The organism is Halobacillus seohaensis, from assembly GCF_042663045.1.
In the GTDB taxonomy this organism is placed as follows: domain Bacteria; phylum Bacillota; class Bacilli; order Bacillales; family Halobacillaceae; genus Halobacillus_A; species Halobacillus_A seohaensis.
Map to the genome: position 1 here is coordinate 126,693 of NZ_JBHSZV010000025.1, position 18,156 is coordinate 144,848.

Below are 18,156 nucleotides of genomic sequence, written 5' to 3' on the forward strand. Positions count from 1 at the left end.
TTTTTTAAACAGTAGTTCGCTTTAACGTAACTTCATCTTCATACTGCTTGACTTCATGTAACCAAGACTCTTGTATAGGCACACCCATTTCACTGCAGTAATGATCCCAAATTGCACCAAATGGATAAGTTTTAAATTCTTCCATTAGGGCTAACCTTTCTGTGAAATCACCGTCTTCTTGTAACTGTTTTAAATGCTCATGTGGTAAAAGCATGGCATAGAGCAATGATTTAAGCATATTACGAGTTCCTATCGTCCACGCTGCTACGCGATTAATACTAGCATCAAAGAAATCAAGACCTAGTTTAATTCGATCCAACGCCTTATTCCTGATAATTTCTAAGCCAATTTCTCTCAATTCATCATCTAAAGTCACCACATGGTCACTATCCCACCTTACAGGTCTAGAAACGTGCAAGGCTAATTGATCATGATATAGTAGCATAGATGAAAGTTTATCAGAGACTTTTTCAGTAGGATGAAAATGTCCGGTGTCTAGTAAACATAGTTTATTATTTGCTAATGAATAGTTCATATAAAATTCATGAGAACCTACAACAAATGCTTCCGATCCAATTCCGAACAACTTACTTTCAACTGCATCCAAGTTATACGAAGCTTCTGTCTCGACTTTAAAAATTTCATCTAGCGATTCCTTCAATCGTTTCCTAGGGGTAAGACGATCGCTAGGAATATCCTTATACCCATCTGGAATCCATATGTTCGTCAAAGAAGGAGTACCAAGCTCTTTACCAAAATATTCCGAAATTTTTCTTGAAGCGTTACAATGGTCAATCCAGAATTTCCTGATTTCCCTGTTTGGATGGGATAATGTAAGACCTTCTTCTGCTTTAGGATGTGAGAATAGAGTAGGGTTAAAGTCTAAGCCAAGTTCGTTCTCTTTGGCCCACTGCACCCAATTCCTAAAATGTTCCGGTTTAATTTCATCTCTTTCCACTACTTCTCCATTCGTTTCTGCATAAATGGCGTGTAAGTTCACTCGATGCTTTCCAGGAATTAAAGATAGAGCCTTTTCTAAATCCCCTCTTAATTGCTCTGGAGTTGTCGCTTTTCCGGGATAATCCCCTGTTACATCTATTCCACCTGATAACTCTTGCTGGTTCACCTCAAATCCACCAATATCATCCCCTTGCCAACAATGAATCGAAATGGACACCTTCTTCATCTGTTCTAACACATTGTCTACGTTGATATTCCACTTTTCAAAAGACTGCTTTGCTACTTCATAAACTCGATGATCTTTCATCCATTCTCTCCCCCTCACTCATTAATATTGCTTGGAGTATACGTAGTTATATCAAAAGAGTTCTTAATCATAGTTCTGGCTTCTCCCACATTCCTACACTTCCCAAGTGCAATCAGTTGAGATGCAATATTACCAATTGCCGTTGCTTCTATTGGTCCTGAATATACTGGTTTATTTGTTGTATTTGTAATTAACTGATTGATCAATTCGTTCTGGCTACCGCCTCCAATGATATTAATTTGTTTGAAGGTTTTCCCAGAAATTTCTTCAATTTGATCAATTGCCTGCCCATAGCTAAATGCTAAGCTATTAAAAATACAGCGACTTATCTCTCCCGGTGTTTGAGGCAAAGGTAGTTTGTTCTCAAGACAATAGTTTTGGACTTCTTCGATCATGCTCTCTGGTTTTAGGAATCGATCATCATTCACATTTACTTGAGAAGAAAATTCTTCTGTTGTTTTAGCCAGTTTCATTAATTCTTCGAATGAGTACTGATCGTTGTAGTTCCTTTTAACTTCTTGGATCATCCAAAGCCCCATAATATTCTTTAGAAAACGAAATCTATAGTCTAATCCGCCTTCATTCGTAAAGTTATATTTCAAAGCATCTTCATCACAATTTGGGTTATCATTCTCAGTCCCAATCAAAGACCAGGTTCCTGAACTAATATAAATCGTATCGTCCAACTCTGGAACCGATACAACAGCAGACCCTGTATCGTGAGTAGCAGGGAGAAATACTTTCATATCAAAACCGAACTCTGACACAAGTTCACCTCTTAAATTACCTACTTCATACATGGGTGGTTTAATTTCTTGAAACATACTCTCGTTAAAATCTAATGACTCAATCAAGTGTTGATCCCACTGCTTAGTGTGGGCATTAACTAGTTGAGTGGAAGTAGCATTTGTGTATTCATTAACCTTTTTACCAGTTAATAGATAATTGAAGTAATCAGGAATCATTAAAAATGATCTCGCACTAGCTAGAATTTCTGGGTTGTTTTTCTTCAAAGAGTAGAGTTGATAAAGAGTGTTAAATTTTTGAAACTGAATTCCTGTCCTTGAGTAAATTTCTTCTTTACTAATAGATTGAAAGACTTCTTCCATGACTCCGTCTGTTCGAGAATCCCGATACGAGACAGCGTCCGTTAGCAATTCATCATTTTCGTTAAGAAGAACGAAGTCAACAGCCCACGTATCAATTCCAATGCTTTCAGGCTGTAACCCTGCAGAATTACACTTCTTTATTCCATCTTTAATACCCTTAAATAATTCATCAATATTCCAACAAAAGTGATTACCTTTTTTTATCATTTGATTATCGAACCGATGAATTTGTTTTAAATGCATGTGTTCATCCTTAACATATCCAGCAAATACTCTTCCATTAGAAGCCCCAATATCGACAGCTAAATTGCACTTCCTCAAATGTTCACCTCATTTCGAAAACGCTTTCTATACTTATCATACTGCGATTCCACTCAATTCTTAATAACCAGGTTTGTTTTTTTATTGTCCTTATTTGCAATTACTACTCTAAATGTATTTATGATTTGTTATAACTTCTCCGTAAATTCTTAGGGGTATAGCCATACTTACGCTTAAAGATTCGATAAAAGTAACTAATATTTGAATAACCTACCTCCTCTATAATTGAAGCAATAGGAAGATTAGAATGGTGGAGAAGCTCTTTACTTTTGTTTAGCCTTTTATCTTGTAAAAGTTCTTTAAACGTGTGTTTGGTGGCTTGTTTAATCGCCTTGCTAAGCGAATAATGAGGCTGGTTCAATTTATCTGCTAAGTCGTATAAAGAAGCATTTTGATAATTTTGCTCAATATAGGTCAATGATTCCATTACAAATTGATAATCTATATATTGTTGACGTTGACTTTTCACTTTATCTGAATGTTTAATAAGCTCAATCATTAACAAGCCCATATACAATTTTATAGTGGATTCAGATAATACAGTAGGCTGCATGATTTCTTGAATAATTTTATGGACCCACTCTTGAATAGATTGAATCTCATCCACTACAAAGTGAAGGTATTGTCCAGCCTGAGTTTGATTAAATAAACTGCTTATGAAAAAATCTCCAATTTTATTTTCTATTGTTTCTGAAGACAAATACATGAGTACATCATCAAAAAATTGAGGATGAATGATGAAATTTATCACAAGATCTTCATTCCCACACGCCTCAATTTCATGTTCAATGTGTTGGTTTAAAAATAACAAGTCGCCTTGTTGAAGAGTTATTTTTTCTTCTCCAATCGTTTGTTTTAACTGGCCACTATATACATAGTTAATTTCAATATAGTTGTGTTTGTGGTTAGGAAAGTCAACGAACCTAGTGTGTTTTCGGACCATAATCATTTTCTCAGGACTTAAAAACTTTTCTCGTTGTATAACAAAGTCTTTTTCATCCGTATATAATCCTTTTTCAACTTTACGTCTATCTTTAAGAATCTTCTCTTCTTCTTCTGTTCGTTCCATTAATAGTTTATAAAGATCCATTTATGATCTCCTCCTTTCTTAAAACAATCTCCAATTGATTTATTTTCAATTGGAGATTGTTTTTTCACCATCATTGTATTTTTTTCGTACCCTACCATTGAACATATTTCCGTATACGTATTATAAATTATTGGAATTTCATAATAATGTTGCAACATAAGGTCATCTGACGATCTAATTATGTATTATTATAATAGATAACGCTTACACAGTATATAAAAAGCACTTCAATACTATTTCTTCAAAACTAGTAGGTTCTCTAATCTAGGGGGTTACGGACAATAGGAATATTTATAAACAATTAATGGAAATATTATTAACTTTTAAACGATATCTTTGAATGTAAAGCTAGCTTTACATGAGCCAATAATTCAATTTGAAAAATATATAGGGCAAAGGCGATAGGCCCTTAGATACTTTCAGGATAATCAATTTTATAAATGGTTCGCTAAGGGCATTTGCACTTTCAATCAATTTCTTAGTACTAATGATCAAAATCTCCTTGATACCATCAATACAGATAGAGGATAAATAAATCATAGACTTGTCAAATACAGAAAGTTTATTAACGCTGTACGTACTTGGAGATAAGCGTATACCACTGCCTCCATCGAGAATAATCCCTTGCTTACCTCTCTCCCTTAACTTTTTGAATATTATACCCCTATTACCTTTATGGTGAACCTTATTCAATTACATTTTATTTGGATGTTTAAATCTTTCTAGTTCCTATTATTTCTAATGATATCAAGCTCTCCTTTAAAATATTATTTCTCCCTGATAGATATTGATATGGCTCTTAATGTAGAATGGGTACAAAAAGGATGTTTAGATTTACATAATAATGATATTTCCATTCAGGAAAAAAGGAGTGGATAAAATGACAAACCTTGCTATTTCCAGCTTAAAGGGAAGCTGGCTGTTACTACGGTCGATCGCTGTCATTTCTTCAAGCGTGGCAACCATCGTTTCTACCGTTCTCCCCTTATATCTGTATTTACCGATTTCATCTAACGTAATAATTCCGTTGTTCCTACTGTTAGTTTTCAGTGCATTTTTGATCCATGGCGTACTTACACACATATTAAATGATTATATCGATGATTTATCAGGAACGGATACCTTTAGTCCTGCGATATTGTCAGGGGGCAGTCGAGTGATTCAAACAGGTCTTATTTCCTCATCCGCCCTTTGGCGATTTGGCAAAGGACTGATCCTTGTACTTAGTATGATTGTGCTAGTTTTTATACTTTTGGGTTACTATAAACTAGCGATCCTACTATTCATCGGATTGTGGGGAGCGATCTCATATTCGCTTCCTCCTTTCCAGCTAAGTTACCGTCCTTTCGTTGGGGAATGGTTTGCCACTTTTCCATCTGTACTTTTTCTTGGATTATCAGGTGCTTGGCTAGCGTTAGACTATATGCCTGAATGGGTTTGGCAAAATGCTGTGATCAATGCTTTATTTTGTATCGCTTGGGTGATGGTCCATCATATCCCTGATTTGGAAGCAGACAAACAAGCTGTTCCTATGAAGCAAACAAGTGTCGTGTGGGCTTCTGAAAAATTTGGAGTAGCGTTTAGTCGGTTGCCCGCGTTATTGTATTTTGGTCTAACTGGACTATGTGCTTTATGGCTAGGAATCGACCGACTGTGGGCCGCACTCGGAATGTTAACTTTAGTTAGCATAGCTACTTACTTAATCGTAATAATGCAGGTCAAGAATCATCAGCAAGTCTCTGCTTATGAAAAGGTTATTTTGATTTTAGCGATGGTTAATGCGGTTTGGCTCGGAGTTTTTATCTAAATCTTTCAGGATTCAACTTCTAATAACCAACTGTAAAATTCTCTACAATCCAAACATAGTTCCGCCCATAGCCTTTGATCCTTTGTGATCGGAACGAGTTTTAACTTATCCGTGTCTTTATTACAAAAAGCACATTTCGTTTCGATCAATTAGTTTCCTCCTCTAAAATATATGAATTCATCTTACCTGATTATCGTTTAAAAGGCGAAAAGGAGAAAATAGCTTTTCAACTATTGTTAAAGCTTAAAAAACGGAATTTATTAATCAGAAAGAGTCCCTTTCCTGATCAAATTATATGAACGTTTCCCTATAAATATGGAAAGTGGAGTTTTTCGGGATTTTCATAACTACAAATAAAAAGCAAAGCCATGAGTAGATTGAAGACTACTTGGCTTTGCTTTTTTTAAGACCAATAAGGTTCTTTACCGTAATTATGATACATTCTTTCTTCAAAATCTCGAGTGATTGGTTTTCTTTTTTGATACAGTGGACCCTTTTCGATGCCTTCCAAGGTCATATCAACATAGAATTCATCCTTCGTCCAGTTAGCGGATGTGATCCAATCAGGGGAAATAAGTGTTAATTGGTGTGTGGACCATTTCCCACAATTGATAACGAAGTAGCGAATACGCCATGTTTCTTTTTCAATAATAACATCGGCGACATAACCCATATCTCCATCTTCGGCAATAACGTTGGCGTGATTAAAAACACCTTTCATATGGTTTACACTGCGTAAATGATCCGTACGATCAGTTACAACCGAAGATGGCTTAACATCAGAAGTTGAGTTAAGAGGAGTAGCATGACGTCCCCACACTTCGTCACCGACCCAATACTGATTCCAGTTCATACTTGTCGTAAGCTCTTGTTCTCTTTGATGATTCATCTCTGATTCGTGCTTGACACCCGCCACCTCTCGCAATTCATCCTTAGTGTTATTGACCTTTATAACATTCTTCTCAAAGTCGATATGATCAATAGCGGAAGGAGATAAATAAATAATTTGGTCTGGAAACCATTTCTTAGATTCAACAGTCAAGTAACGGACCGTATAAGTCTGCTCATTAAAATAAAGATCCTTAGCTTTACCCATTTCTCCGTCCTGTGCCTTTAATGAGAATTTTTCGATAGTAGTTGCCTTCATGAACATCTTTCTTCACCTCTCCCAATAATTGACCTTTATAGGACTTTTCCCATGTAAAAATAAAAGTTAAACAAGGAATTTCCTTTGAAAGCCTTTATGAAATAGGCAACTATTTACTTATAAACATTTGTGTCCAATAGTGTCCATAACTTCCACCTTCAGAGTATCCAACTCCAATATAAGTTAAGTTAGCATCCAAAATATTTTTTCTATGTCCAGGACTATCCATCCATCCGTTAACAACTTCTTGGGCAGTGGACTGACCAGCTGCAATGTTTTCAGCTGCACGACTATAGGAAACATTAAAGTCACTCATCATTTGAAATGGGGAACCATAAGTTGGAGATTCATGTGAAAAGTATCCTTTATTTTCCATGTCTTTTGATTTATATCTAGCTACCCTTGATAATTCCCAATCCGCCCTAAGTGCAGACAATCCATTTTCAGATCGCTTTTGATTGGTTAAATCAATGACTTGCTGTTCTAAGGATTTTATTCCTTGTTTCAATGGAATGGTCACTCTATCACCTGGATAAATAAGGTCCGGATTACTTATTCCCCGGTTGGCATTAATAATTTCAGAGAGACCGATTTGATAACGCTGAGATATTTTCCATAACGTATCGCCACTTTTAACCGTATACGTATCGGTTTGTGCATGAGTAGTTTGCGGCATTTGAATAACCATAATCACCGTTAACAACAATGTTCCTAACCATATCCATAGTTTCACTAGTAAATGCTCCTTTATTGTTTTGTCTGGTATAGTTTAGACAAAAATAATTAAATAATGTATGGAAATTGGTTCTTTTTGCTGATTCGATAATATACAAAATAACTAGTTCGATAAATTCACGCAAAAAAAGCCTCGCAGAAACTACCTCACAAGGCTCTTCAAAAAATCAAATCATTTCGTTCGCATAGTTAAATCAGGCCGTACGAGTTTTAGATGTTTTAGTTTCCTTACTAAAACATATGTTATTAACGAACCACCAAACCACTAAGACACCTGTTACATCTTTCACTAAATCTATGATAGTAAATGATCTCCCAATCACGTGAAATTGGTGAATTTCGTCAACCAATCCATACGTCATTGCAATTCCAGCCGCTACGTAACTAGTGAATCTAGAAAACATATGGTTGGCTCGGAAGGCAACAATTAACAAAAGATACAGAACAGCAAATTCGACTACGTGTAAGCTCTCAAATAGAGCATTAATCGTCATTGTGCTACACCTAAGAATGTTTTAATCGCTTCTATCGAGTGGCTTGATTGAATCCAAATAAGTACCATATAAAGTATGGGCAGTGCTGTTAGTAAAATTCTTTTTAACATTGTATACCTCTCCTTTACTATCTACTTTCATTATGGAAAGATATACGATTTTTTATACTAGTTTTATAGATTTTATAATTTCAGCCACTTTAATAATGGATTAGCTCTTGTATATTGATGGTTGATTCAGCAAAATAATAACTAGATCCTATAAATTACTCTTGAAATGATTCAGCTTGTTCAACAACCTCACCAGGTACCGTAATTTCATCATACTCATTAAAGTTGCTAATAGCATACGTTGAGTTGTGGTAGGTTTTTACATCACCAAGTTCCCCTGTAGTTGTTAACTCGTATTCGGTGTTATAACCTCTCATATAATACGTGTCTTTATCAATTTTTATTTCATATGTTCCGGTGATTTCCATGTTCTCATAATGTTCTTTAAGTGAGTTTCCTAACATAGATTCGCTTGCTCCCATTACAACTGATTTGTAATCTTCATCATCTCCACTAAAGGTTAGTAGGTAATGATCGTCATTATCGATAACGTCAAATGATTTTCCAAAACTAACGTAATCTTCAAGTCGTTCATCATCAAGTACTTTGAACATTTCAAACATCTGTCCGCTATCAGAGTTCATTGGCATAGAAAACCATCGGCCTTCAGATTTAATATACACCACGTCTTCTACTAAATACATCTCCGTGTCATCGTCTGTATTAATATTTGATAACGTATTTGATTGTGCATACATTTGTGTTGATCCATCCTGAACCATTTCCATCGTTAGTTTGGTTTCGGTTTTTTCATTTTGTCCATTCGTTGTAGTGTCTTCGGTGAATTCACCCTCTGCAAGAAAGCTTGTTAAGTCTGCCATTACTTTTGCGGACTGACGTAAAATTTGTTCGGCATCACCACTGCCCGGACTGTTAGTATCCTCCGAACTTTCACTGGTCTCTTTTTCTGTTTTTTCTGCTGTTTCTTCACTCGTTTGCTCTTCTTCTAACATGGTTTCATTTTCAGTGTTGTCTTCACCTGAACTGTCACCGCTACATGCAATTAACATCATCATGAATGCCAATAAGATATAAGCTGTTAATTTTTTCACCGAGACACCACCTCTTTTTTAATAACTTATGAATGGTACTCCGTTTCATTCATAATATAAAAAGGATTCGCCTAAAGAACATAAAAAAACAGCCCGCCATAGCTTAACGGGTTCAATTCTCGGGGAGAAAACATTAATTTAGGAGTACAAATCGCAATAGCGTTTCGTACTCCTTTTTAATTGGTATAGCAACATTTTTGGCTCTACAATATTTGTTGGGGTCTTAGAAAATTAAGCATAAAAAATACACACAAGCTCCTCTATCTACTACACTTGAATTGTCGAGAAACAAGAGAGAAGGGAGTTGTGTGCACGTGAATTTTAACACGAAATTACCAGGATTAGAAGAGGTTACAGTTACAAGGATGGAGGATATGAATGATGTCTTCCGAATCTTTGTAGAGATCCCTAAACAAGTTCATACTTGTCCTGTTTGTGAAGAGCGAACATGTAGGGTACATGATTATCGCACACAAAAGGTTCAACACTTAAAACTCTTTGAACGAACGACATACCTTTACTATAGAAGACGCCGGTATGTTTGTACTTGCGGAAAGCGATTTGCCGAGTCAAACCCTATTGTTGAGCGTTATAAACGTCATACAAAGGAGTGGAATCAAGCTTTGGGACTTAGGGCCATCCAAGGTATGAACTTTAAAGATACGGCAGCGCAATTCCGTACATCACTAACGACGGCCATGCGTCGTTTTGATGAGGTTTCTGTGCCCATGTTAAAAAAGATCGATCAACTTCCTGAAGTGATCGCGTTTGATGAGTATAAAGGGGATACGAGCTGGCAAGTACCAAGTCATTATAGGAGACGAATACACGACATCTTACCTGAACGGTCCATTAAAACGGTGAAGCAGTACCTTCTGGCCAAAGGGGACAATGTTCAAATGGTAATCATGGACATGAGCCATTCATTCAAATCAGCCGTCCAAAAAGCTCTAGGAGACCCGATTATTGTGGCGGATCGCTTTCATTTCTCCCAGTAGGACTATCTTCCACTATCTGTGTTCTATTGCAATGAACCTCTCTATATCAAGGATTTTAATAGGACCGCCCGCTATCAAGATTTGCATACAAACTTAGGAATGGCTTCCTTTTCTTGAAGTGGTATCGAGACACTTATATGGTAAAGGGGCGGAGGGAAACGGGGAGACTCCTATGGGATGTGCGGGACAGCTGAGACCCCACAGGACGAAGTCCGAGGAGGCTCAGCGCCCGCCCCATGGAAAGCGAGCCGTTTCCCGCAGCCCCAAAATTCACACAAACATCTCGAATTCAAGCACAATCTCTGATTTTGTATGCTAATTTATATGTTATTTCATGTTTTGTACTCGAAAACTTAACCCACCAGCCATAGCTGAGCTGCTTTTATTGTTTTTGAAAAGTTGATCAGTCCATAATTTCCCAATAGGCAGGTTTTACATTGTAATCTGGATCAAATACAAATGGTGCATCCTTACAAGGTCCACCCTCAACATCACTCACTCGGTCATCAAGCCAAGTATGATTGTCAGCAATACCCCAGAACGTAACATTACTAATTTTGTCATCTAAATCTTCATATGACTCAAATAACTGATTGTAACGTTCTCCTTGAGTTTCTAGTAAACTATTAGGAATCTCTTCATAAGATTTATACTCACCACTTGGCGGCCATGAAATCGCACATCCATATCATTCTCTTTAGCAAATTCTACAATTTTATCAGCTTCTTCAAAATCAAACTGTCTTTCTTCTGATTGAATAGAGATAGGCTTCATTACATTCTCTGCAATAATGCTACTATAATGGTGTTTTTTACCTGTCTCTCTTGACAAATATGAGGTTGATAAGAAGTTATCAGCATGAACTGGAAGAATAAATCCAACATACAAACCTATCAATATCAAATCCCGATTAGGTTCAGACACCGGTTTTGATTCTTCTAATGAGGGGAACAATATAAAAAAAGATAGTTAAAGGAGATTATGTATGAGGTTAGCATTTATATCAGATATTCACGGAAACGCACGTGCACTTGAAGCTGTCTTAGAAGATATTGAAAAAAGAAATATCGATCAGCTCTTCGTTCTAGGTGATATTTCTTATCGAGGACTGGAACCTCAGCGATCTGTTGAAATGGTTCGCAAGCTCGATGCTAAAGTTATTAAAGGAAACGCTGATGAGTGGGTCGTTCGGGGAGTTCAGGAAGGTGAAGTTCCTGATGAAGTGATCGAGGGAATGAATGACGAAAAGGATTGGTCCACTTCGAAAATGACGGGAGAATCAGTAAGATACCTTAACGATTTACCTAAAGAAATAAATGAGGAGTTTGAAGGAGTCAACATTCACGGATTCCATGCGACACCTGGTAATTTATTTGAAGTTGTATTACCAACAGAAACTGAGGAAAGCATGAAGGAACATCTGATGGTTAATAAAATGGCTGATATTTATGTGTATGGACACATTCATAAGCCTTATATTCGCCATATTGATGGAAAAGTCGTGATCAATACAGGCAGTGTTGGCTTGCCTTTTGACGGATTGGCTCAACCATCTTACGCTATCGTAGATATTGAGGATAGTGGTGTGCAAACATCGATTGTGAGAACAAACTATGATTTAGAAAGACTAGTTGAGGATGTGAAAGCCTCTGATTATCCTCAAAAAGATCTACTAAGCAAGTTATTAATGAATGCTTCGGTATCGAAATGATAAGTTAAGGGTAGATCAAGTTACCCCTGTTTTCGGATATTGAGCTAGAGCACGGAAAATAAAACAGGCACTTTCACTTAGGTAGTTCCGATACCGTGGAGAAAATCTAAAATAACAGGTGAAATAACATACTAAAACTTTAATGCCCAAGCGTTCTTTTCTATATTTTCTTGTTAAACTAAAGTACTAGATTGTTTAATAAAAGAATGACGGTTCCGTTGCTTTTCATCGGAGAATGGGGGATGGAACGGAACCCATTTTATTAAAATCGGGGTTGCTGTGTGAATATCGCTATTGAAACGATCTACTTGTGCCATGAAATTGATCCACTTCTGCCATTAATGGGTCCTGTACTATAAATTCAGAAACGGTCTTCACAAGGAGAAGTGGTGGTAGGCATAAACACCAGGTAAGCTCCTAGCTGCCGTTTACGGCCTGAAATAAAGGACCCTTAATAGGTACACTTCATTTAAACAGACTATCACACCCGATTTTAAACAACTTTTCTAGTGACTCAATAGATCTGTATGATGGCCATATTCCCTGCTCTGCATCAAGCTTCAATTGGCGTATATATCAGATATCTCATGCTTTAATAGGGTTCAACCAACAACTATATACGCGAGTGATTTCTTCTTTAACATCAACATGTTGACTGTGATTCTCTGCCCGTGTTAAATTTAAACACTTTTTCAGCAGCCTCGAGATCGTGTAGGGTGAGGCTTTATCCTATAACATAGGAAGACGCATTCTCCTATGCCGGGGGTTCATTCATTTCCATGTCGAAAGGGGGGGATTTGAAACGACGAGACTCCCGCGGGAGAAGGAGCTAGGCAAGACCCCACAGGGAGTGCCAACGACCGAGGAGGCTTGCCAGTTCCCCGCAGGAAAGCGAGTTGTTTCAAAGCCACCCCTATACCTTATATGGTATAGAACCCCCATCATCTCGGAATCGAATCTTCAACAATCCTGCTCTGGTAGAATCTAACTGAGGGAGTTAAAGAACAATCCTTCGCAGACTCTACAATTATTTTAACATAAAATGACAATTATCTACTTAGTCTATAAAAATCAACATAACAAATAGCATACCAATTAACATAGTAATTCTCACGGAGACGACAGCTATTGTCATTATATTATTTGGGTTGCGATTTTGTATGATAATTCAAGTGTTGTTATATGCGATTCATTCTTCTAAGTAGTTGCTATTTCGTAAGTTTCTCCACCGAAACGGAACTACTTAACTTTCAATACACTTTTTTTATCTTCATATACTTCTTTCACTTTTTAAGCCGTCTCAGTATAATCGGACGGCGTTACATGACTATATAGGTGATTTTTTCTATATTGTATTTAATTCTACGTTACATTCTACTTAGCAGAATTTAGTTCACTTTAACCTACCAATTTACACACACGTTATTGTAAAAGTAATATTTCCGTATTAATCACTCGTTTCTTTTCCATACTAAAAGTACGAAAGGAGGGAGCAGTTATGGAGGAAATCTTCCAGAGTGTTCGAAAAAATGAAGATGGGGATATTGTTAGCTTTCAAACCTCTACTGGTAGGGAATTAACTTATGAACAAGCGATTGCTGCAGTTGAAGACGGAACGATTCATGGAGCGAACGTAGGAAAAGCTAGAAATGGTCGACCAGTTATTCGTGGAAATGCGGACGGCGATCCGGATAATAACCTTGATAATCTCCCGGCGTATTAAACAGTTTTTTGAGACACCTGCCTTCTTGCAGGTGTCTTTCTTATGACTAAGATGGTTAAATTATTTAAAAGGCAGAGAAATTCCAGGAGAATTTGATGGTCAAATTAATCTCTTGTGTTAACTCTATTTCAATTTATCGACAACACTCAAAATTTGATCGGACACTTTTTTCATTTAATCGGCTAAACACCAAATTCTCGGACAATTACAACTAACAGACTGCTTTCTACCCTTAACACTACACCGATAGCTAAGCATAACACTGCTCAGCTATCAGGGTTGAGTTTACTAATTCAAGAGTCATCTTCCTAGGAGTTTTTGTTCAAAAGGGAAATCAGAGAAGTTTTCTACCCCATCCTTTGTCACGAGCAACTGTTCTTCCAGCTTAACTCCTTCTTTTCCTTCTGGCGATCCAATGTAACTTTCAACCGAAAGTACCATATTCTCTTTGATTACTCCATCGTATCCTTTCTCTTCAAAGTCTTGAGGGTATACAATATAAGGATATTCTCCACTTAATCCAGTTCCATGAGCTACTGTGAAATAACGATTTGGGAAAAATTCATCTGGAATTTTCCAGCTTTTATGTGCGTATTCACGAAAAGTCATTCCGGGCTTGATCAAGTCAATATTTGTTTGAACTTGATCATAGGCTACTTGATACAAGCGCTTTTGTTCATCGGTTGGTTCACCTTCTCCGCAATAAAATGTGCGACTTATATCTGTGAAATAGCCGAAGGGGCCATTCATATCGGTATCAAAGGCAACGAGTTCGCCTTCTTGAATGACTTTATCACTGCATTCTTGAAACCACGGATTAGTACGATGACCAGAACTTAGCAACCTTGTCTCTATATAATCGCCCCCTTGGGCAATATTTGTTTGATGCAAGTAAGACCACAATTCATTTTCTGTTATTCCCGGTTTTAACGCTTGTTGCATCCGAATCATTCCTTCTTCTGCAGTACGCACAGAAATTTTCATGGCTTCAAGCTCTTGTTTATTTTTAATGCTGCGAGCATGCTCGATCGGTTCTTGTCCATCCATAACCTCTACGCCTAGTTTTGCTAATTCAATAGCACCTACAGATGGAATATAATCTACAGCAAGCTTTTTATTATCCCCTGCATGCTGTTTCATTAAATCCTCTATTTCTTTCGCCCATTGCTTCGCATTATTGTGTAGGTTGTCTCCTGAAGCAACATACGATAAAGTAATTGCCGGTCTCACTTCATCGATCGTTTCTATCCCCTCTGAAAGATGTTCACAATTTGGAAAATCAAATAAAGTAACTGGGCCTTCTGTTGGGATAAAAGCATAACGAGCAGGATTTCTTAACATAAAGACTTGCATATTCCTACTTCCAGTGGCATAACGCAAATTAACAGGGTCGAAAATTACAATTCCACCATACCCAAGTTCCTTGAGCTGTTCACGTACTCTCCCTAACCGATACTGGCGCATTCGTACTAAATCAATTTGTGTTTTATCATGCCGAATGCTTTGTAATTTTCCCATACTATTCCTCCTACTTATCCTTAAAACGCAAGAATTTAATTGCACATAAAATGTTACAACACCTTGTTACTTATTACAATAAGTTATTTGCCGATTTCTACCCGATAATTAAAAGAAGAAGGAATGTATTTCGTGCGGCTAAACTCGATGGGTACATTATCCATTCCACGTGTCGTACGTTGAATATCTATTAAAGCTTCCCCAGGAGCTATCCCTAATAGGTCCGCTTCATAGGTCGTAGCATTCGACGCGGATACTTGTTCTTTAATATTCGTGTAGTGAATATTATGTTTCCCTAAATAAGCGAATAAATCAAAAGCTTCAGACACAATATCTTTGATTTTCTCTCCAACTGGAACGGGAAAAAATGATTGTTGGTATGCGATAGGTATTCCTTCTGCTGTTCGAACTCTTTCAAATACATATACCTCGACTTCATCTGGTAAATCCAACAGACTTTTTGCAAAATAATGATAATCAGTTATTTCAGACCTTATTACTTTAACGTCCATATCAGTACCTAATTCGTGATGAATCACACCTGGATTGCTCATCTCTTCATTTGGTACTTGGCTGACTTTCGTTGCGGCTCCTCGTCGAGTTTCAAGTACACCTTTTTGCACTAAATCACGAATGGATTGCCTTACAGTCGTACGGCTTACGTTGTATTGCTCGATCAATTGACTTTCTGAAGGTATAGCTTTTCCGGACTGCCATATACCATCTTGAATATTGTGGACCATCTTATTTCTAATTTGTACATATAAAGGTAATTTCCTTTGCTTGTTAGCTATACGAACACTCCCTTACCGTCTAGACTCCTTTCCTATTTTATAAGAAAAACTATAAAAAGCCTATTAGCTATATAAGTTCAATCTATAATGTTAAGTGCAGCAAATATTAATAAGTTATTTCGGTAAACTGAGCACTCAGAATACGAATATGATAATTATGTAGTGTATTATGTCACGTTTAAAATAGTACAAACCACTCTGAACCGTTCTCTATAGTCACCATCACACCTTGATCATCTTTATTTGTACAAGACACCAGGCAAATACTTGAACTAAACATACACGTCTTAGCTACCAAGAATTTTTGAATATATATTCATTATTCAAAGTTCTTTATACTTTATATATTCGCGGAACTCTTGTTTCGATAAGCCGGAATTTATTGCTTCCGTCACAAGTGAGATCCACCCTTCATCCAAAAAACCATTCGCTTCTTCTGCGGTTCCCTGAATCAGATAGTGAACCGATACACCTAATTCCAAAGCGACACTTTCTACAAAATGGACTGATGGATTCGACTGAACCCCTCGTTCGATTGAACTAATATAAGATTTAGCGAATCCAGTTTGAACAGCTAAATCTTCCATGGACATCTTCCTTGCCTTGCGGGTTGTCTTAATCCGATCACCGATCACTTTTTCACCTTCTCCATCCATTTATTAACAAGTTAAGACCAAATCATGTAATGAAACAGGGTCTATGTAGGACTTTTTAATTATTAAAACTATATCATAGCACTTCCTAAAATCCAATATATTGAATTCATGCATATTATTGTTATATACAACGTGCGTTAGAATTTGTTATTGCTTCTAATAAAAATAAAGTGTCCTTTATAATTAGATAAAAAGTGAAAAGACTGAATTCATTTCAGATTCAGTCTTTGAAGAATTAAGATAAAAATTATAAATTGGAAATCTAACTCATCTATTAATATGTTCAGTAGGTTGCTGAGTTCGGTTAGCGAAAATTACGGTTCTCTGTCAAATGTGGTGGTGGAGAATGATCCCATCACCCTTTTGATTTAGTTACTTTCGCATAGTTTGTTGCTTATGCCACCGCAGTCTGAATACACTTAGCTTTCCGCGGGTGACCCGTGACCCTCTTTGAACTTTGACCACTGTTTCCGCAGGGAGTCCTGCTTGTTAGATGGTTTCCCAAAAATTCATCTATCCAAAACAACAATGATTAAAATCTTAAGATCTTCATTTCTTTTTGCCATAAAATCTTATTCTTTAAGCGTTCATAGCTCTTGATCCCGTAAGAGCTGCGTTTTAATACTTTATTTGTGTTATTCAAAAGGCTTGTAATATTTCTGTCTTCCATCGTTCAAATGGTTCTCTAACGCGTTCATGCCTGACGTTTTCATTTTTTCCAAACAAGTTTTTAATCCAACTCTCGCCGTTAACTTTATTATCTTTTATCCCCAGCGTCTATATGTAAAATGATTGTGTACTCGTTCTCTCTCCTTTGTCTTTTTCTCTCGTAACTTTAGACTAACAAAAGAGAGAATGGAGTGCATTTTTTATATTCTCTTGAGTCCTTGATGTATCAAGAATAACCACCACATTCATTATAGAGCCTAAATTACTAAGGTTTTACAGTTTTCCTTTTTGAATAAATTTCCCATTAAAAAAATCACTACATATGTTATGAGTGATTTTAGTATTTTTTAGTTTTTACGGTTCGTTCTCCACTTATTGAATTCTAAGTATTCTCGAAACTGTTCTTTAGAAACACCAGAGTTTTGAGCATCTTGTACGATTTCAAGCCAATCGTCATCTAAATTTGTATCTTTCTCGGCAGACTCACCGTGAAGGAGATAATTCATGGAGACATCAAGTTCTTTAGAAATTTTTTCTAAAAATTGAATCGAGGGATTTGATTGTAGGTTTCTTTCAATGGAGCTCAAATAGGATTTGGCGACCCCTGCTCGTTCGGCGAGTTCTGATAAGGATAATTGTCGATTTTTTCGTATTTGTTGGATGCGATTACCGATCATCCTACCACCTTCTTTCATTATATGGTTTTATTGTAGCATAATTTGTCGTTACGTTCTATTTAAAGCACAAGTTTTCTTTAGGAAATTGTAATCATTTTTCAGGTTTGGTTTACGAAGGTGTGAGTTTGTGAAGTTTTAGTTATACTAGTTATGAGTTGTTTTTTTAACTAGTTCTAGGATTTGCATTAAGCTCCTTTAATATCGAGAGCGGGGAGCGTTTAGCTATATGGTCCATTGAAATGAGGTCAGTCTTCTACCAAATAGACATTTAAATGGTT

18 protein-coding genes and 1 pseudogene are annotated in these 18,156 nt (G+C 36.7%); 4 read left to right on the top strand and 15 right to left on the bottom strand.

Translation table 11 applies throughout. From position 1 onward, the window contains the following. Positions 1-4: 4 nt before the first annotated feature. From rhaA to ACFQIC_RS10135, 4 genes are all read right to left on the bottom strand, one after another. Positions 5-1,267: an L-rhamnose isomerase gene (gene rhaA / locus ACFQIC_RS10120; protein ID WP_204708141.1), complete on the bottom strand. Its 1,263-nt coding sequence runs from the start codon at positions 1,265-1,267 to the stop codon at positions 5-7. Between the two features lie 14 nt (positions 1,268-1,281). Next, complete coding sequence (gene rhaB / locus ACFQIC_RS10125; RefSeq protein ID WP_204708142.1) at positions 1,282-2,697, bottom strand: rhamnulokinase; 1,416 nt, start codon at positions 2,695-2,697, stop codon at positions 1,282-1,284. 118 nt (positions 2,698-2,815) lie between these two features. After that, a complete protein-coding gene (locus ACFQIC_RS10130; RefSeq protein ID WP_204708143.1) occupies positions 2,816-3,787 on the bottom strand; it encodes an AraC family transcriptional regulator in 972 nt (323 codons plus the stop codon). Between the two features lie 354 nt (positions 3,788-4,141). Further along, positions 4,142-4,480, bottom strand: a complete 339-nt coding sequence (locus ACFQIC_RS10135) for a sugar phosphate nucleotidyltransferase (RefSeq protein ID WP_390217069.1) — start codon at positions 4,478-4,480, stop codon at positions 4,142-4,144. Positions 4,481-4,667: 187 nt separating this feature from the next. On the opposite strand from ACFQIC_RS10135, the gene ACFQIC_RS10140 reads away from it, so the two are divergent. Further along, positions 4,668-5,594, top strand: coding sequence for a prenyltransferase (locus ACFQIC_RS10140; RefSeq protein ID WP_204708144.1), 927 nt, complete (start codon positions 4,668-4,670; stop codon positions 5,592-5,594). 5 nt (positions 5,595-5,599) lie between these two features. Here the strand turns inward: ACFQIC_RS10140 and ACFQIC_RS10145 are convergent, their stop codons facing one another. From ACFQIC_RS10145 to ACFQIC_RS10165, 5 genes are all read right to left on the bottom strand, one after another. Continuing rightward, positions 5,600-5,743 carry a hypothetical protein gene (locus ACFQIC_RS10145; protein WP_204708145.1) on the bottom strand — a complete coding sequence of 48 codons (144 nt, stop codon included), beginning with the start codon at positions 5,741-5,743 and terminating at the stop codon, positions 5,600-5,602. Positions 5,744-5,997: 254 nt separating this feature from the next. After that, positions 5,998-6,741: a PRC-barrel domain containing protein gene (locus ACFQIC_RS10150; RefSeq protein WP_204708146.1), complete on the bottom strand. Its 744-nt coding sequence runs from the start codon at positions 6,739-6,741 to the stop codon at positions 5,998-6,000. Positions 6,742-6,850: 109 nt separating this feature from the next. Continuing rightward, positions 6,851-7,474 (bottom strand): SafA/ExsA family spore coat assembly protein, encoded by a 624-nt coding sequence (gene safA, locus ACFQIC_RS10155; protein ID WP_390217070.1) that lies wholly within the window; start codon positions 7,472-7,474, stop codon positions 6,851-6,853. Positions 7,475-7,670: 196 nt separating this feature from the next. Next, entirely contained in the window at positions 7,671-7,970 is a 300-nt protein-coding gene (locus ACFQIC_RS10160) for a VanZ family protein (protein WP_204708147.1), read from the bottom strand. Between the two features lie 265 nt (positions 7,971-8,235). Continuing rightward, positions 8,236-9,132 (bottom strand): DUF6612 family protein, encoded by an 897-nt coding sequence (locus ACFQIC_RS10165; protein ID WP_204708148.1) that lies wholly within the window; start codon positions 9,130-9,132, stop codon positions 8,236-8,238. A 308-nt stretch (positions 9,133-9,440) separates the two neighbouring features. Between ACFQIC_RS10165 and ACFQIC_RS10170 the strand changes: the two are divergent. Continuing rightward, a pseudogene (locus ACFQIC_RS10170) lies at positions 9,441-10,121 on the top strand (transposase); the annotation flags it as partial. Between the two features lie 412 nt (positions 10,122-10,533). Here the strand turns inward: ACFQIC_RS10170 and ACFQIC_RS10175 are convergent. Continuing rightward, on the bottom strand, positions 10,534-10,806 hold the full coding sequence (locus tag ACFQIC_RS10175; RefSeq protein ID WP_390217081.1) for an endo-1,4-beta-xylanase: 273 nt from the start codon (positions 10,804-10,806) through the stop codon (positions 10,534-10,536). Beyond that, positions 10,746-11,054 carry an endo-1,4-beta-xylanase gene (locus ACFQIC_RS10180; protein ID WP_390217071.1) on the bottom strand — a complete coding sequence of 103 codons (309 nt, stop codon included), beginning with the start codon at positions 11,052-11,054 and terminating at the stop codon, positions 10,746-10,748. The genes ACFQIC_RS10175 and ACFQIC_RS10180 overlap by 61 nt, the downstream gene beginning before the upstream one ends. Positions 11,055-11,115: 61 nt before the next feature. On the opposite strand from ACFQIC_RS10180, the gene ACFQIC_RS10185 reads away from it, so the two are divergent. Continuing rightward, positions 11,116-11,841 carry a metallophosphoesterase family protein gene (locus tag ACFQIC_RS10185; RefSeq protein WP_204708150.1) on the top strand — a complete coding sequence of 242 codons (726 nt, stop codon included), beginning with the start codon at positions 11,116-11,118 and terminating at the stop codon, positions 11,839-11,841. 1,498 nt (positions 11,842-13,339) lie between these two features. Then, positions 13,340-13,564 (top strand): DUF3892 domain-containing protein, encoded by a 225-nt coding sequence (locus ACFQIC_RS10190; RefSeq protein ID WP_204708151.1) that lies wholly within the window; start codon positions 13,340-13,342, stop codon positions 13,562-13,564. A 300-nt stretch (positions 13,565-13,864) separates the two neighbouring features. Here ACFQIC_RS10190 and ACFQIC_RS10195 read toward each other — a convergent pair whose 3' ends face one another. The 4 genes from ACFQIC_RS10195 to ACFQIC_RS10210 all read right to left on the bottom strand — a co-directional run bounded on the left by ACFQIC_RS10195 (position 13,865) and on the right by ACFQIC_RS10210 (position 17,878). Next, positions 13,865-15,082, bottom strand: a complete 1,218-nt coding sequence (locus tag ACFQIC_RS10195) for a M24 family metallopeptidase (protein WP_390217072.1) — start codon at positions 15,080-15,082, stop codon at positions 13,865-13,867. An 83-nt stretch (positions 15,083-15,165) separates the two neighbouring features. Next, positions 15,166-15,876 carry a GntR family transcriptional regulator gene (locus ACFQIC_RS10200; protein ID WP_390217082.1) on the bottom strand — a complete coding sequence of 237 codons (711 nt, stop codon included), beginning with the start codon at positions 15,874-15,876 and terminating at the stop codon, positions 15,166-15,168. A 323-nt stretch (positions 15,877-16,199) separates the two neighbouring features. Then, positions 16,200-16,532: a helix-turn-helix domain-containing protein gene (locus tag ACFQIC_RS10205; protein ID WP_390217073.1), complete on the bottom strand. Its 333-nt coding sequence runs from the start codon at positions 16,530-16,532 to the stop codon at positions 16,200-16,202. A 1,016-nt stretch (positions 16,533-17,548) separates the two neighbouring features. After that, entirely contained in the window at positions 17,549-17,878 is a 330-nt protein-coding gene (locus tag ACFQIC_RS10210) for a helix-turn-helix domain-containing protein (protein WP_204708154.1), read from the bottom strand. Between the last annotated feature and the right edge of the window lie 278 nt (positions 17,879-18,156).